Genomic DNA, 15,521 nt, shown 5'->3' with positions numbered 1-15,521 from the left:
ATTTAATGCGCTCGCATAAAATTCACGCGCATGTTACTCTGCCCGTCGTGAGCGATCTGGACGAAGGCAGGCTGCTGGCGGACTGGCACACGCTGCTGGCCCGTCATGCCGCGGTCTGGAATGCCCTGGAGCGTGAGCTCCAGCAGCGCCACTCCATCGGCGTCAGCGAGTTCGAGGCCCTGGAGAAGCTCGCCGCCTGCGGAAGGGGCAAGTGCCGCGCCGCCGAGCTGGCCGGGGCCGTCCCGCTCAGCCAGAGCGCCGCCTCCCGGCTCACCGCCCGGCTGGAGCGCGCCGGGCTGGTCCAGCGCGCCCTGTGCGAAATGGACCGCCGCGGCATTTTCGTGCTGCTCACCGACAGGGGCCGCCGCCTCTACGAGGAGGCCCGCCCCACGCACCGTTCCGTCCTGGCCCGCACCCTGCACCAGGACTGACCGGCCACGCGGCCCCGGGCGCGGCCGCCCGCGGCCACTGCCCGGAGAACCACTGCCCGGAGAACCACTGCTCGGAGACCCACTGCTCGGAGACCGGCGCATCGCGGCCGGCTCCTCCCCCGGCGGGGCCGGCGCTCCCGGCGGAGCTCCGGGTCAGTTCTTGCGGGCCATGCCGCCAAAGTCGTCGATCGGGCGGGTCTCGTCGGCGGCGAAGAGCTCCGGCCGCCACAGCGCCGTGGAGCCCACCCCCGGATCCAGCAGCTCCAGCCCGTCGAAGAAGCGGGCGACCTGCTCGGGGGTGCGCAGACTGAGCCGGGGCGAGCCGCCGCCGTCGTTCCACTGCCGTACGGCCTCGTCCATCCGGGCACCGCGGACGGCGTTGGTGGGGTGGGAGAGGACGAGATGGCTGCCTGCGGGCAGCGCGTCCATCAGGCGCCGCACGATGTCGTACGCCTGGCCGGTGTCCTCGACGAACTGCATGATGCCCAGCAGCATCAGCGCGACCGGCCGGGTGAAGTCCAGCGTCGCCGCGGCGGCCCGGAGAATGCCCTCCGGATCGCGCACGTCGGCGTCCAGGTAGGCGGTGGCGCCCTCCGGGGCGCTGGAGAGCAGGGCCCGGGCGTGGGCCAGCACCAGCGGGTCGTTGTCGACGTAGACGATCCGGCATTCGGGGGCGATCCGCTGCGCGACCTGATGGGTGTTGTCCACCGTGGGCAGCCCGGTGCCGATGTCCAGGAACTGCCGGATGCCGGCCTCCCCGGCCAGATACCGGACCGCACGGCACAGGAAGTACCGGTTGCCGCGGGCGTTCTCCACGATTTCCGGGAAGTACGCGAGGATCTGCTCGCCCATCGCCCGGTCGGCGGGGTAGTTGTCCTTGCCGCCCAGCCAGTAGTTCCAGATGCGCGCCGAATGCGGCACCGAGGTGTCGATCCCGGAGATCCGCCCGCCGGTGCCGTCCGCATGCTGTGCCATCGCCAGATCCCCCGCCCTGCCGGGTGCCGCTGTCGCCGCCCAACGTAGCGCCGCCCGCCTCCCGCGCGTAACCCCTTCCCGTCCCGCCCGCGCGGGACAGCGCGTCGGCCTTGAGGCGGCCGGCCGGCGTCAGGGGCTGGTGAGGATGACGAGCCGCCCGGTCGCCCGGGTCATCGCGACATAGCGGTCGACCGCTCCTTCGACGCCCTCGCCGAACCCTTGCGGATCGACGAGCACGACCAGGTCGAACTCCAGCCCCTTCGCCAGCTCCGGGGCCAGCGACCGGACACGGGACCTCCCCCGGAACGCGGGATCGCCGATGACGCACGCCATCCCCTCGGCATGGGCGGCGAGCCAGTCGTCGAGGACCGTGTCCAGATCCGCCGCCGATCCGCGGACGACCGGGACCCCGCCCCTGCGGATGGAGACCGGCACATTCGCGTCCGGGAGCACCGCCCGGATGACCGGCTCGGCCTCCGCCATGATCNCCCCGGAACGCGGGATCGCCGATGACGCACGCCATCCCCTCGGCATGGGCGGCGAGCCAGTCGTCGAGGACCGTGTCCAGATCCGCCGCCGATCCGCGGACGACCGGGACCCCGCCCCTGCGGATGGAGACCGGCACATTCGCGTCCGGGAGCACCGCCCGGATGACCGGCTCGGCCTCCGCCATGATCTCTTCCGGCGTCCGGTAGTTGATGCTCAGGGACGCCAGGGTGATCCGGTCCAGCCCCACCCGCTCCAGCCGTTCCCGCCACGACTCCGTGAAACCGCGCCTGGCCTGCGCACGGTCCCCGGCGACGGTGAAGCTCCGGGACGGGCAGCGGAGCAGCAGCATCTGCCACTCGGCGTCGGTCAGTTCCTGCGCCTCGTCCACGACGATGTGCGCGAACGGCCCGGCGAGCCGGTCCGGCTCCGCGGCCGGCGGCGCGTACCCCTCGGCCAGGGTGTCCCGCAGGTCCTGCCCGAGCAGCATGGTCACCGCGCCCTCACCGTCGTCATCGGCCTCCAGCAGGTGCTCGATGACACCGGCCATGCGCGCGCGTTCGGCGGCGACCGAGGCGTCGTGCCGGTGCCTGCGCCGCGACGCCTCCGGGTCGCCGAGCCGCTGCCGCGCCGCGTCCAGGAGCGGCAGGTCGGACACCGTCCAGGCCCGGACGTCCTTGCGCTGCAGCTTCCGGACCTCGTCAGGGCCGAGCCAGGGGGCGCACATCCGCAGGTAGGCGGGCACCGACCACAGGTCCCCGACGAGGTCGGCCGCCTCCAGCAGCGGCCACGCGCGGCCGAAGGCGGCGCGCAGCTCCCTGCTGCGCAGCAGCGACATCCGGAGCGGGCCGGCCGGGGCGTCGTCCCCGTACCTGTCCACCAGCACGGTGAGCAGCTCCTCCCAGATCTGGTCGCGCGCCTCGTTGTGCGGGGCACCGGGTTCCGCCGCCTCGAACGCCACGGCCCAGTCGTCGGCGGTCAGCCGGATGTCGCACCAGTCGGTCTCGACCGTCGTCTCCCCGGCGGGCGGTTCCTCGTAGAACCTGACGGCCGTCTCGATCGCCTTCACCATGTCCGCGGACGACTTCAGCCGGGCCACCTCCGGATCGGTCTCGGCCACGGCCCCGGCTCCCTCGGCGACGAGGTCGCGCAGGGTGCACATCTGCACGCCCTCCTCGCCGAGGCTTGGCAGGACATCCGCCACATAGCCCAGGTACGGCCGGTGCGGGCCGACGACGAGCACGCCGCCCCGGCGGCGACCGAGGCGGGGATCGGAGTGCAGCAGGTAGGCGGCGCGGTGCAGGGCGACGACGGTCTTCCCCGTACCCGGGCCGCCGTCGACCACCAGCGCGCCGCGCGAACCGGCCCGGATGATGGCGTCCTGATCGGCCTGGATGGTGCCCAGCACGTCCCGCATCCGTGCCGACCGGTGACCGCCCAGGCCGGCGATGAAGGCGGACTGGTCGTCGAGCGCGGCATGCCCCTCCAGCCCCTCCGGGGTGAACACCTCGTCCCAGTAGTCGCTGATCCGGCCGCGCGTCCAGCGGTACCTGCGGCGGCTCGCCAGCCCCATCGGGTTGGCGTGGGTCGCTCCGAAGAACGGCTCGGCCGCGGGGGAGCGCCAGTCGAGCAGCAGCCGGCGGCCCGCGCCGTCCGTGAGGCCGAGCCGTCCGATGTACACCGGCTCGGAATCGTCCGCGGGGACCATGCGCCCCAGGCACAGGTCCAGGCCGAACCGGCGCAGCGTGCGCAGGCGGGCGGTCAGCCGGTGGATCTCCGCGTCCCGGTCCATCGCCTGCCGGCCCTTGCCGCCGGGCGCCCTGCGCTCGGCGGCAAGGCGGTCGGACAGCTCGGCGACCGTCTGCTCCAGACACGCCGCGACGGCCGCGAGGTGCTGCTCGTCACGGGCGATCAGCGCCGGACCGGCCTTGTGCGAGAGGCGCTCGGGAAGGTCGAACGCGCTGGTGGTCGTGGCGTTCACGGCATCGGCTCCGATCATGGGTTCGGCTGCGGCCGGGCGCGCCCCGGAGGCCGCGGGAGAACGGGCCCCGCGGCGACCGGGCCCCGGCGGCACGGCCGAAGACCCCGGCACACGCGTCCCGCCGAAGGTTTCCTGTCCCCCCGAGCCCCATACGGCGACAAGCACGCACGTACTGCGCGATCCGCAGATTTCCGCAGGTTCTGGCTCAGGCCGGAGATTCTGCAGCACACCCCGGGTCTTGCCGCAAGGCCCCCGGTGCGCTATAGGTTGAAAGCGGCAAGGAGCAAACGACCTCCTTGCCTTTCNCGGCAAGGAGCAAACGACCTCCTTGCCTTTCTCTTTGCTTCGGCCTTTGCCTTGTGCCGTGGGAACCGCTCAGCGATGAGCCGTGGATGTCATGGTGCTTCCGGCTGCCGCTCCGGGCGGGACGCGGCGGTGCCCGCGCTGCGGATCTCGTCGGCATGCGGGGCCGAGGTGTCCGACGCCTCCCTGGCGGACCGGTGACCCGCCGCGGTGGTGTCCACCGTCAGGTGGAGGCGGGTGCCGGTGCTGCCCGCCCCGGCGGGGTAGCTGCGCTGTTCCGCCCCCCTGAAGTGATGGCGGATGACCTCGGCGACCTCCCGTGCCGCCTCTGCCGAGGCGGCGACGATGCGGACCTCGGCCAGTCCGGGTGCGGGCAGCGAGGAATCCGTCCCGCCCTTGCGGTGTGGTGGGGAATGCACAGGAAGTCCTTCCGTGGGGCGCCTCAGCGCAGACGGCGAGAGCCGCCCGAACGGCGACGGCGGGACAGTCGGGGCTGCCTGGCCGGGCGGCCCGCCGATGAGGCGTTCCGGCGGCGGGCGATGAAGAGAGCGAGGACGATCACTGCCAGTACGACGGCGACCGTGATGACCATGTCCACGGCGATCACTTCCATTGCTCACGGGGAGAGGACCGGACCCGCACGGCAGGCCGGCGTGCGGATCGCCCTCTTCCGACCCTACTGCCGCCGTGAGGTCCGGCGCAGGTTCGCACCGGTCTCCGCGTCCCGGCGGACACCCTGCGGGCCGTACCAGTCCAGGCACATCACGGTGGCGTCGTCGGTGAGACGGCCCTCGGCGGCGTCGGCCACGGCCCCGGCCAGGGCACGGACCGCCTCCCGCGGGTGCAGCTCCCGGGTACCGGCGATGAGCGCGGGCAGATCGACCTCGGTGGCGCTGCGCTCCTGCATCCCGTCGGTCAGCATGATCAGCCGGTCACCCGGCCGCAGCTCCACGTCCTGCACGCGGTAGGCACCCGACGACGCGACGCCGAACGGCAGATCGGCCGCGAGGGCGATCTCCTCCACGGTGCCGCCGCGCAGCCGGAGCGGCCGGGGATGGCCCGCATTGACCAGCTCCGCGCGGCCGGCGCGGAGATCCACACGTATCAGCTGCCCCGTCGCCATGGCGCCCATGCCGTGATCGAGGACGGCCTGGTGGGCCCGCCGGGCCTGTTCGGCCAGACCGGCACCGGCGCGGCGGCCCTCGCGAAGCGCACTCACCAGCAGGGTGGCCAGGAGCGCCGCGGCCACGTTGTGGCCCATGGCATCGGTCACCGAGAGCTGGACGGTGTGGCGGTCCAGGGAATAGTCGAAGGTGTCCCCGCCGATGGTGGCGGCCGGTTCCAGGGCGCCGGCCACGGCGAACTGCGCCGCCTCGCAGCACAGCGCCGAGGGCAGCAGGTGGTACTGGATCTCTGCTGCCAGGCTCACGTCCGTCGTGCGCCGGTTTCTGTGGTAGAGGTCGGTGAAGCGGCCGTCGGTGACGACGACGTAGGCCAGGGCATGGGCGGCGGTCGCCAGTTGCGTCCGCAGCCGGTCGCCGGGGTCGCCGGGCACGGTCACCTCCAGCAGGCCCAGCGGGTCACCGCGGTTGGTGACCGGGAAGATCAGGCGGTGCCCGCCGGGAGCGGGGGCCGGTTCCTGGTGCGGTCGCTGGGTGCGGAACACCTGCTCGTACACGCTGCCCCGCAGCGTGATCGGCTCGGTGCTCCGGCCGCCCTCGCCGACCCGGACCAGTGTCTGGCCCAGGACATCGGTGACCAGGAGGGACGCCGCCGAGACACCGAAGCGCTGCCGCAGCTCCCCGGCGAGAACATCCACGGAGTCGACGGGGGAAGAGGACTCCGCCGCTGCCAGCAGCGCCGCGAACTCGCCTTCGGACTCGGCCACGCCCGGACCTCGCTTTCTCCGCCACGGACGGTGTGCCACAGGTCTCGACAGGACGGTACTGCCGGGACATCCCTCCGGCCGGCGAGACACGCCAGCCCCCGGCCCGGTCCACGACCGGTCCGAGCCCGGAACAGCAGCAGCAGCGGTCCAGGGAGCCGGGCGGAGCATACGAGCACCGCCACCAAGGGCCGGTCTCCGGGGCCGAGCAGCAGCGGGCGCGCCAGACCGTCGACGAGGTTCTCGCCGAGGAGGGACAGTGGCCCGCCGCAAGCCGACCACGGAGGCACGGTTGTTCTCGATTGCGAGGCCTGTCGAAGTCCGCCGATGATCACGAGCCGGTGGTCGCGCTCGTCTCCGGAGCCCGCAAGCGGGGGAGGGAAGCGGTCATCAGTGCCCTCGCCACTGTCGGATCGGTACAGGGCAGGCAGGACCGGGCCCGGGGATTGTGGCCTGAAGGGCTCGAAGCGTGGCAGCTGACACCGGGAGAACGGCGAAGGGGCCGGCCGCGGGGCGGTCGGCCCCTTCGTTTCCGCTGGTCAGCGGCGGCGGCGGAGACGAGATTCGAACGGTGCTGCCCCCGTGGGAGCCGTGGCCGCGGTCCAGGAGGGGTCAGCCCTGCAACTCGGTGTGTTCTTACGTTCTCACGCTGTCGTTTCCGAGCATGGCGGTGAGGTACTTCTGTGCCGAGCAGGCACTGTCAACGGCGTCCGCCCGGGCGTCGGCTGCCGAGGGTCGATGCGACGTGCTGAGGCTGAGCCGGCGGGATGCGCGCCCGGCGCCCGAGCCCGGTCCCGAGGCGCTGTCCTTGCCGTGCTCGCTGAGGCCGTGCCCGGGGAGGTACGACTCGTCGAGTGCGGATGCCGGCCAGGGACGTGTGGCGCTCTTTGTCAAACCTGGCCGTAGAGGGTCGCCAGGTCGATCAGCTGGATTTCGGGGTCGGCTTCCGCCGCGGCGTGTGCCTTGTCGTTGAAACCCGCTCCGCTGAAGCAGACAAGCCGGGTGCCGCTCGTGTCGTAGCGTCCGGTCCGGGCGACGAGGTCGCGGATGTGCCGGAGGCGGTCGATGTGGGCCAGACCCATGGTGTCGTTCCACTTGGCCTCTCCGATGGCCAGGAGCGGCGGTCTGGCGCCGTCGGCGACGCCGATGACCGCCACATCGACCTCATGGCCGATTCGGGCCTTGGGCTCGTGGACCACGCCGTGCCCGACGCGGGCGGGCAGGCCGCCCAGCAGTTCGGGGTCGGCGTGATGGAGGGCCCAGTCGCGGCAGACCTGTTCGAAGTGGGGTCCCAGGACGTTGCTGACGAAGCGCCGACGGCTGGCTTGCCAGACCCGTGGCGCACTGCCGGGGCGTTCGAGCTGGTCCCAGACCGGGCGCATGATCGCGTGGTAGAAGCCGATCAAGGGTTCCGCGATGCGGTACGTGGGCCGGTTGTCGCGGAAGGCGTCGGCGTCCCGGTGCAGCAGCCCGGCGTCTTCGAGGACGTTGATGGGATGCGCGATGTCGGTGGCCTTGCGTTCCAGATAGCCGGCCATGCCTCCGCGTGTGGCGTTGCCGTCGGCGACGGCGGCCAGGACGGACAGGTACAGGGCGGTGTCGCGGAGGTCGGGTTCTTCGGCGAGCAGGTAGCGGGCCTCGCGGAAGAGGGGGGTCTCGGGATTGAGGACGGTGCGCACAACCCAGCCGTCGAAGTCGTCCGGGTCCCGGGGGGTGTCGCCGCGCGCGAACTCCCGCCGGTATGCGGGGGTGCCGCCGACGATCGCGTTCACCTTCATGGCCAGGTGGGGGTCGGTGATGCCCCAGAACTCGGCGGCGAGTCGGTGATCGAGTGGGCGGACGACCAGCTCGAGCCCTGCCCGCCCCCGCAGGGGGGCGTTGCCCGACAACAGCCGGCCCATGAAGGACAGCGCCGAGCCGCACAGCAGCAGCCTGGTGCGTGAGCCGGTGCGCTGGTCACGCAGGGGGCGCAGGGCCTCCTGGATGATCGAGGGCAGTTCCGGGTTGGCCTTGGCAAGGTACGGAAACTCGTCGATCACTACGGGGACGGGCCGCTCGGAGCCGAGGGCGAGCAGCGCGTCGACGGCCTCTGCCCAATTGGCGAAGTGGAACGGGCTGGCGGGGCGGGCGTGGGCGGTCAACGCGGCGCTGATCCGGCGCAGCGACTCGGCGTCGGCGGCTTCGGTCGCTCCGAAATAGAATCCCCCGGCGGCACGGCAGGCAGCGTCGAGAAGGAAGGTCTTGCCCTGGCGGCGACGCCCGGTCACCACTCCGAGGGTCGCGCCCGGCTGCGGGTCGGCGATGAACCGGCTCAGCGCCGACCACTCGTAGTCCCGGTCGAACATCTCGGCGGGCTTGTCCATGCACCACCCCTAGAGGTAGAAGTATGGTTCCCTAAATCGTACCCCTATATAGCCGCGCTGGTGCGGTCCTCGGGCGGAGTCTGAGGGTGGCACCAGAGGGCGAGCCGCTTCGATCGAGCGGGAGGTATGCCCTGAATGTCGGAAATAAGTGAGACCGAAACTGAGACCAGGGCACGCCGAGGACCCCGGCCGCTGAAGCGGTCCGGGGTCCTCGTTTCGCCTGTTCAGGCGGTGGCGGAGGATACGAGATTCGAACTCGTGAGGGNGCGGGAGGTATGCCCTGAATGTCGGAAATAAGTGAGACCGAAACTGAGACCAGGGCACGCCGAGGACCCCGGCCGCTGAAGCGGTCCGGGGTCCTCGTTTCGCCTGTTCAGGCGGTGGCGGAGGATACGAGATTCGAACTCGTGAGGGTGTGAACCCAACACGCTTTCCACCTGTCCGCCCGCCCGTCCGGCGAAGGACGGGGGCGTACTGACCTGCGGCTGAGCAAGCGGCGCCGGGCGTCCCGGACGGCGCTGGATGAGCGTGAATGAGACCAGAACCGAGACCAGGGCGTCGGGTCAGACCTTTCTGACGACGATGGTCTCCGGGACCAGCTTCTCCAGGTCGTCCACGTCGGAGGTAAAGACGGTGACCTGCCCCTTCTGCTGTCGGGCGACGATGGCGAGCACCGCGTCGATCGCGTACTTGTGGCCGTGGAGCTTCGCGTCGGCCAGGAGCCGGCGGGCCTGGCGGGCCTCGTCTTTCCCGATGTCGGCGACCTTGAGCCGGGAGAGCACCCAGTCCCAGCGCTGCTCGGTGGTTCTGCCGTCGTACGCCTCGACCAGCGTCATAGGGGACGTGACCACCTCGGCTTCGCCCCGGGCGGCGAGGTCGAGCCAGGCCATCATCTTCCGGTCGCCACGTACAGCGAGGGACAGGGCCTCGCAGTCGAGTACGAAGACGCGCAATGGCCGCTGCCCGTACGCACCGGCCCGCTTCTTCACGCAGCCTCTCCGGCCTCGTGTTCTCCGGCAGCGCGGCGGCGCTCGTGTTCGGCGTCGAGATCCTTCAGCTCCTCGAACGCAGCCGCGCGCTCGTCCAGGGTGACCGGGCCGTGTTCCTCCTGCAGCCAGTCGACCAGCTCCAGCAGACGGTCCCGGTCGCGCTTGAACCGCAGCGCTTCGGCGACATACGCCGAGAGTCCTCGTTCAGCCGCCTCGGTGCGAATCTCGTCCAGGAGATCCTCGGGGATCGTCACCGTCACTTTCTTGGTAGCCATACAAGAAACCATACTCTTGGTGTATGCGCCCTTACCAGGGGGCGCTGCGATCAGTTCAGATGCGGCAGGCCAATGAGCAATCTGTGAGGCTCTGTCGTCGACGTGATGGAGGCCATGGGGATCGATGGTGCGATCGTGCGGGCTGGCGACCCCTGTGGCGCAGAACCTCCAGCGGCATGCGGTGGCCAAGGGGGGCGTGTTGCGATGTAGGCCGAGCGCCATCCGGATGCTGATCCAGCCCTCCGACTTGCAGTCATGCCGCCTTCGGACTCCGGGGTGCGGCAGCACCAAAACAGAGGCGAGGCCGCCCCTCCGCCGACGCGGAGCAGGGGGCATCCGTGTCCGTGGCGCCGCGACCCTCGCAGTCGGAGGTACCTCACCGGCCGCCCCTGGTATTCAGCATCCCGTACAGAATGTCGCGTATGCCGGAAGTGAATGAGACTCAAAGTGAGACCAGGACACGCCGAGGACCCCGGCCGCTGAAGCGGTCCGGGGTCCTCGTTTCGCCTGTTCAGGCGGTGGCGGAGGATACGAGANCCGTGGCGCCGCGACCCTCGCAGTCGGAGGTACCTCACCGGCCGCCCCTGGTATTCAGCATCCCGTACAGAATGTCGCGTATGCCGGAAGTGAATGAGACTCAAAGTGAGACCAGGACACGCCGAGGACCCCGGCCGCTGAAGCGGTCCGGGGTCCTCGTTTCGCCTGTTCAGGCGGTGGCGGAGGATACGAGATTCGAACTCGTGAGGGGTTGCCCCCAACACGCTTTCCAACTGTCCGCCCACCCGTCCACCCCCGCCCGCGACCGTCCTGACCTGCAAAGGAGCCGCCCCGTCCAGCACCCCCGTACGCCCCCGGACGGCAGTGAATGAGACCAGAACTGAGACCTGAACTCGGGCGCGCGGTTGCTGGCTCTGTGGCCTCTCCGCTTTCGGTGCCGCGCGTGATGGGGGCCATCGCCCCCGATCCCGATCAAGTACCACCTCACACTGATCAGCCAGTCATCCGAGGTCGTGGGCCTGCTTATACTCCCTGATCAGGCTTGCCGGCAGCTTGCCGCGTTCACTCACCGAGCGCCCTTGGGCCTTGGCCCAAGCCCGCACGAGGGAAGCCGTAATGCCACCGGAGCACTGATGCTGCCATGGCGCCGACCCATGCTCTGGCTTGGAGTGGGGCGGCGGGAAAGCGGGTGATCCAGCCCTCGTGGGATCTCCAGCAGAGCGCTCCGCACCGCTCGATTCAATCGCGGCGGCCAGTGCACGCAGTCGGGCGGCGATCAGAGAGGGGGACGCCGTCACGACATGATCGCTGTCCTGCCGCGCCACGCCAGCAACGAAGGGTGTGCCAAGGAAGGTCAGTGCCTCTTCGATCTCGTTTCTCTCAAGGGGGGTCTCAGCCGTTCCCTTGGTTTCCCGCCAGATGTCCCGGATGCCGAGCGCTCCGGAGGAATACTCGATGTCGACTGGATCGTTCCCGCTCTTCCAAAGCGTGTCCAGAACCAGACGCAGGACCTCTTGCCGCCGCTCCGCCTCCTGCCAAGTGCGCTCCAGCGTGTCTGGCTGCCCCACCGTTACCAGTGTCGCGATTTCGCGCGGGGCCAGTGGCGTACGGCCGTGCCGCATTACGGCGCTCGCCAGCTCCCGCGCGGTGAGTAGAGCCACCTTCTCCTTTGCCGCTTCCTGCACAATCCGGCCATCGAACTGGGGTCCGACCAGTACCGTGCCCTGTGCTTGATGGTGCTCACGGTGCTCGCCCAACCGCCAGAACTTAACATCCTGATCAGTCACCAGTCCGGCGCCGTCAGTTTTGGCCTCCACCGCGATGCGTAGCCGGTCTATCGGTGACCGCCACAGCCCGATGATCGCATCGGTCTTCTTGGGCCCACTGTGTGTCTCCACATCGACACCAAGCGCACGGAAGGCTGCGGCGACAGCCCGCTCGAATCGCTGGTAATCGGTGCTGTCAGTGGCTGCCTGCACGACCTCGGACGCCACCGATGCGACGCCGTGCAGACCATTATTGGTCATTGCACACGCCTCTACGTCGGAGTCTCCTCGGACGCTGACTTGATCGGTGCGGACCAAATCGATGGAGTCTGCACGTTCGAGCATCGGCAACGTTCGCGCCAGCGCAGCCCCCAACTCCGTCCTTCGGACGGCTTGTCCGATCCGCTCGGCCAGGCCGGTCTCCAGAAACAGCGCAAGGCGGCGGGTGACGTCATCGCGGACAAGCTGCACGTGGGGGTATCGCTCCGCAAGGACGCGCAGGAGCGCGGACGAGTGCTCCTCTTCTTCCAGTGCGTCGAGAGTCTCCCCTAGCAAGGCGACATGGAGGTGCAGCAGACGGACAAAGTCCAGAGCCTCGTCGCTGGCTAGACAGCTCGCGGCCAGTTCGGTTGCCGCGAACGTATCGGTGCCCACCTGGGTCAGAAGGCCAAACGAGCGCAATGTACCCAGTGTTTGCTCGGCCGAGGATTCCAGAATGCCGAATTCTTCGACGCAGAATTTCTTGAAGTCACTTCGCGTGATGTCCGGCACGGCCGCATTCGCAAGGCGGGCCAACACCTCCACTCGCCCACCACCCGCAACGTATCCCATCGAACGCTTTCGCGATCGCAATGTGGCTTGGTCCACATTGGCGAGGTGAGCGGCCAGTAGGGCCGGTGGCGGAGGCAGGGCAGGCGAAGATGCGGAAGTCCGGCGGCGGTGCGGAAGGTGATCCGGGTGGGCCAGTGTCAGGCGTCCCAGGAACTGCTGTCCGCGTTCGGTGAGGACGACTTTGCCGTTGCTCCAGTAGTCGACGAGCTTGGCTCCTCGCAGCCAGTACACGCGTCGACGGACCTGGTCGAGTGAGCTCCACTTTAGGCCGTATTCTTGGTCCGCAAAGTCGTTCAACTCGTTATGCAGAAGACCATCCCGAAGTCCGACGAGAGCTTCACCAATGAATCTGACATTTGCGTGAATTACGGCGATGAGATAGAGGTCGTCTCCGGATTCGAGGAAATACTTTGCCTCGTCGGAAAGAATCAGGCGTGTAGGACGGCCCTCCCGTGAGAGCAGCCCACAAGCGCCCAGTGCATGCACCACCTTTCGCAGTGGAACTGGGCTGTCGGTGGTGGGCCATGTGAACGGACGGTCGAGCATTCCATCTTTCGCGATGTCTTGCAAAAGCGCGCTGAGATTGCCGATGATCTCTGATGGAGTGCCGGGAACGTAGGGTGAGCTTCCGGCTCGTGCCAGCCAGGGGAGCGGTGTAGGAAAATTTTCAGGGCCTGGTAGCTGGGGTTGGGACATGGGTCTTCCTCGCAATGGATCTTGTCAGGACGCTGATGGGTACGCCGATCATTGCAGTCAGGAAGTGCCCTGGTGCAGCTTTTGGGTGTTCGGTTGAGGCGTTCGAAATGCATCTGGTAGTGGGTTGCCTTGCGGCGCATCGCCGCGTACTCGTGCGGGGCGCCGCATGAAGAAAGTGCCGATGTACGCGCTCGGCCACAGGGCTGTCCATGCAGGTCGGTGCATGAGCGAAGCGCGGCAGTCGGAGGCCGCCGTTGTCAGTGCCAGGTGGATTTCGGTAGCTGGTCAGCGATGGAACGTCTGAAGGACAGCCCGCTGCCTCTCCGCACACCTCGCAGGTCGGCTTTGCTGCCAGCCCTGACTGTCCGGCTGAGGCCCCGGCGCCGGGCCGGAGTTCAGGAGCTCCGCAGATGTTCCAAGACTTCTGGGAAGGACAGGTCGAAGTTGTCCTTGTCCTGGTTCCACCGGGACAGTGTTGAGTTGGCTGCCTTGGCGAGGTCGGAGGGCAGTCCGGCGGCTTTGAGGGAGTCGGCTACCTCTTGCATCTCCGGGGCCCAGCGCCAGGCGCGGGCGGCCACGCTGGGGAGGTAGTCGACGTCGGCGAGGATGGCTGCGGCCATGGTGCGTCCCTCGGCTGTCAGTTCTTCTGTGACGCCGTGTTCCTGGGCGAGAGCGTGGGAGACGGTGGCCAGAGCGCGGGCGGCTTTCTGGTAGCCGGCGAAGGCCATCTTCAGGGCTGAGGCTGAGCCCAGGGGCTTGTTGAGGATCTGTGGCGTGACTTGTGTGCCGGTGAAGAGTGACTCGACCCGGTGGACTGCGGTTGCGGGGCCCGCGAGGTAGAGGCGGGCGGTCTTCGTACCGCGTGGGGGCGGTCCGAAGATGGAGCCGTCCACCGGCACGGCGCCGCAGGTTTCGAGGTGGGCGGCGATGCGCTGCATGCGCTGCGGGCTGATGGCGTTGGCGTCGACGTAGATGCCGTGGAAGTCGTGAGAGGCGACCAGGCCGGCGACGTCTTCGGCTGCCGCGGGTGGGCAGATGGACAGCACGATGTCGCTCTCGGCGAGGGCGGAGGCCAGGTTGGGCGCGGGGGTCAGTCCGGCGGCTTCGGCGCGGGCCTTCGTGCTCGCGCTGCGGCCGGTGAGAACCCACAGCACGCGGGTGCCGATGCGGCGGGCCTGCTCGCCGACGGCCGACCCCATGTCTCCGGGATGGAGCAGCGTCACGGTGGTCACGGTGCTGAGCCTCCGGGGAGAGAGCGGGCGGGCTGCTCATGGTAGGCGGCGATGCTGTCGGACATCGTGAGCCCGAGAGGCGTACGGGCTGCCGGCGTCAGGGCGAGCCGACGGCCGAACTGCTCCAGCCGCCGGCCCACGCTTGCTGTCCTGCGGCGGGCCTCCACGGCCAGGACGACCTGGAGCTGTTCCGCGGCGCCGTCGATCTCGCGCTGCTGGAGCCGGGCATGGGCGAGGTCCATGCGCGCCAGTGACAGCTCGCCGAGGCGACGCTGCTCAGGAGGTGCGGCCTCGTAGGTGTCGATGGCTGCCGCTGCTTCGCGTTCGGCCGAGACGCAGGCGTTGTCCGTGCCGATCCACAGGTGCGTGGTGCTCGCGTAGAGGGACTGCTTGGCGCCGGGGAAGGCCATCATGTTGCCGTCGTCCTCGGGTCCGGCATAGGACTGCCTGTGGCGTTCAGCGGTCTGGAGGTGGGACAGGGCTTCCTCGTGGCGGCCGAGCCTTGCCAGGGCTCGGGCGGAGATGCTGGCCAGACGGATGTGCGCGGTTCCTTCTTCGGGTGTGAACTCCTGCCCTGAAAGCGCCAGGCGGACCGCGTCCTGGGGGCGCTCGTCCCAGTAAGCGATCAGGGCCTGCATGCCCCGGACCCAGGCTCGCAGGCCGTTGTGCCCGGCGAGTTCGCCGCAGAGGAAGGCGGTCCGGGCCTGTGTCTCGGCCGGGCCGTACTGGCCGAGATCGAAGGATGCGTTCGCCAGGATTCCGCACAGCGTTCCGGCGGCCAGGTAGAGCTCCTTGGTGTACTGCGGAGGCTGCCGTCCCTCCAGCAATTCGAAGGCCCGGTTTCGCAGTTCCCGTACTTCCAGGAAGAGGGGCATGATCGGCCGGTTCGGGTACGTGTAGATGATGCGCTGGATGTCCGCACGCAGTTGCTCCAGCGTGTGCGGGCCCACGTTGGATTGCTCGACCCGGGCCACGAATCGTGCGGATTCATGAGCAGCCATCGAAACTGCGTCCTCCATGCCTGGCTGGTAGAAGCCGCTCTGCAACGCGGTTGCCTGTCGGCCGGTTTCGCCGGGGCGGGCTCGTTCGCTGCCATGCTGCGCCGGCTGGAAGAGGTGGCTCACCGGTACCTGGAACTGAGGTGCCTCGAAGTCTCCGGACAGGGACCCAATAGGATGTCCCCCCGAGCACGACGAGAAAGTAAGCACGTGGCACCACCCAGTAGATATTCACCGGAGTTCCGAGAAGAAGCAGTCCATCTGGCTCTCAAGTCGAGCCGGCCGATCGCGCACGTCGCCAGGGAACTCGACA

The 15,521-nt window shown here is 69.2% G+C and carries 12 protein-coding genes and 2 pseudogenes; 2 read left to right on the top strand and 12 right to left on the bottom strand.

Translation table 11 applies throughout. The features are described from left to right. The first annotated feature begins 47 nt into the window (after window positions 1-47). Complete coding sequence (locus GQS09_RS12000; RefSeq protein WP_165986020.1) at window positions 48-431, top strand: MarR family transcriptional regulator; 384 nt, start codon at window positions 48-50, stop codon at window positions 429-431. 153 nt (window positions 432-584) lie between these two features. Here the strand turns inward: GQS09_RS12000 and GQS09_RS11995 are convergent, their stop codons facing one another. From GQS09_RS11995 to GQS09_RS11940, 12 genes and pseudogenes are all read right to left on the bottom strand, one after another. Further along, the gene (locus GQS09_RS11995) at window positions 585-1,406 is read right to left on the bottom strand and encodes an SAM-dependent methyltransferase (RefSeq protein ID WP_165986019.1); all 822 of its coding nucleotides are present in this window, start codon (window positions 1,404-1,406) and stop codon (window positions 585-587) included. A gap of 129 nt (window positions 1,407-1,535) precedes the next feature. After that, a pseudogene (locus GQS09_RS11990) lies at window positions 1,536-1,892 on the bottom strand (AAA family ATPase); the annotation flags it as partial. 2 nt (window positions 1,893-1,894) lie between these two features. After that, window positions 1,895-3,891, bottom strand: a pseudogene (gene helR / locus GQS09_RS11985) (RNA polymerase recycling motor ATPase HelR); the annotation flags it as partial. A 377-nt stretch (window positions 3,892-4,268) separates the two neighbouring features. Continuing rightward, the gene (locus GQS09_RS11980) at window positions 4,269-4,595 is read right to left on the bottom strand and encodes a hypothetical protein (RefSeq protein WP_399552492.1); all 327 of its coding nucleotides are present in this window, start codon (window positions 4,593-4,595) and stop codon (window positions 4,269-4,271) included. A 23-nt stretch (window positions 4,596-4,618) separates the two neighbouring features. Beyond that, the gene (locus GQS09_RS11975) at window positions 4,619-4,789 is read right to left on the bottom strand and encodes a hypothetical protein (RefSeq protein WP_165986018.1); all 171 of its coding nucleotides are present in this window, start codon (window positions 4,787-4,789) and stop codon (window positions 4,619-4,621) included. 63 nt (window positions 4,790-4,852) lie between these two features. Next, window positions 4,853-6,064, bottom strand: a complete 1,212-nt coding sequence (locus tag GQS09_RS11970; protein ID WP_313896105.1) for a PP2C family protein-serine/threonine phosphatase — start codon at window positions 6,062-6,064, stop codon at window positions 4,853-4,855. Between the two features lie 887 nt (window positions 6,065-6,951). Beyond that, window positions 6,952-8,424: an ATP-binding protein gene (locus GQS09_RS11965; RefSeq protein WP_165986016.1), complete on the bottom strand. Its 1,473-nt coding sequence runs from the start codon at window positions 8,422-8,424 to the stop codon at window positions 6,952-6,954. A 563-nt stretch (window positions 8,425-8,987) separates the two neighbouring features. Continuing rightward, complete coding sequence (locus GQS09_RS11960; protein ID WP_165986015.1) at window positions 8,988-9,413, bottom strand: PIN domain-containing protein; 426 nt, start codon at window positions 9,411-9,413, stop codon at window positions 8,988-8,990. Then, window positions 9,410-9,688: a CopG family transcriptional regulator gene (locus GQS09_RS11955; RefSeq protein ID WP_165986014.1), complete on the bottom strand. Its 279-nt coding sequence runs from the start codon at window positions 9,686-9,688 to the stop codon at window positions 9,410-9,412. Before GQS09_RS11955 ends, GQS09_RS11960 begins: the two co-directional genes overlap by 4 nt. Window positions 9,689-10,686: 998 nt before the next feature. After that, window positions 10,687-12,978: a restriction endonuclease gene (locus tag GQS09_RS11950; RefSeq protein WP_165986013.1), complete on the bottom strand. Its 2,292-nt coding sequence runs from the start codon at window positions 12,976-12,978 to the stop codon at window positions 10,687-10,689. Window positions 12,979-13,373: 395 nt separating this feature from the next. Continuing rightward, window positions 13,374-14,210 carry an NAD(P)-dependent oxidoreductase gene (locus tag GQS09_RS11945; RefSeq protein ID WP_165986012.1) on the bottom strand — a complete coding sequence of 279 codons (837 nt, stop codon included), beginning with the start codon at window positions 14,208-14,210 and terminating at the stop codon, window positions 13,374-13,376. Continuing rightward, window positions 14,207-15,211, bottom strand: coding sequence for a hypothetical protein (locus GQS09_RS11940; protein ID WP_165986011.1), 1,005 nt, complete (start codon window positions 15,209-15,211; stop codon window positions 14,207-14,209). The genes GQS09_RS11945 and GQS09_RS11940 overlap by 4 nt, the downstream gene beginning before the upstream one ends. Between GQS09_RS11940 and GQS09_RS30955 the strand changes: the two genes are divergently transcribed. Continuing rightward, window positions 15,200-15,521 (top strand): transposase (locus GQS09_RS30955; protein WP_207957726.1); only part of this gene is annotated, 322 nt, incomplete at its 3' end. The two genes, GQS09_RS11940 and GQS09_RS30955, sit on opposite strands and share 12 nt — an antisense overlap.

Origin of the sequence: Streptomyces sp. YIM 98790 (assembly GCF_011421595.1) — a bacterium.
Taxonomy (GTDB): domain Bacteria; phylum Actinomycetota; class Actinomycetes; order Streptomycetales; family Streptomycetaceae; genus Streptomyces.
The sequence above is the reverse complement of the archived record's forward strand: the minus strand, read 5'-3'. Positions and strand labels throughout refer to the sequence as shown.

Bases quoted from the DNA above. Each gene is read 5' to 3' on its own strand.
- GQS09_RS11995 (WP_165986019.1), bottom strand. From the start codon at position 1,406: ATGGCACAGCATGCGGACGGCACCGGCGGGCGGATCTCCGGGATCGAC.
- GQS09_RS11975 (WP_165986018.1), bottom strand. From the start codon at position 4,789: ATGGAAGTGATCGCCGTGGACATGGTCATCACGGTCGCCGTCGTACTG.
- GQS09_RS11965 (WP_165986016.1), bottom strand. From the start codon at position 8,424: ATGGACAAGCCCGCCGAGATGTTCGACCGGGACTACGAGTGGTCGGCG.
- GQS09_RS11955 (WP_165986014.1), bottom strand. From the start codon at position 9,688: ATGGCTACCAAGAAAGTGACGGTGACGATCCCCGAGGATCTCCTGGAC.
- GQS09_RS11950 (WP_165986013.1), bottom strand. From the start codon at position 12,978: ATGTCCCAACCCCAGCTACCAGGCCCTGAAAATTTTCCTACACCGCTC.
- GQS09_RS11940 (WP_165986011.1), bottom strand. From the start codon at position 15,211: ATGGCTGCTCATGAATCCGCACGATTCGTGGCCCGGGTCGAGCAATCC.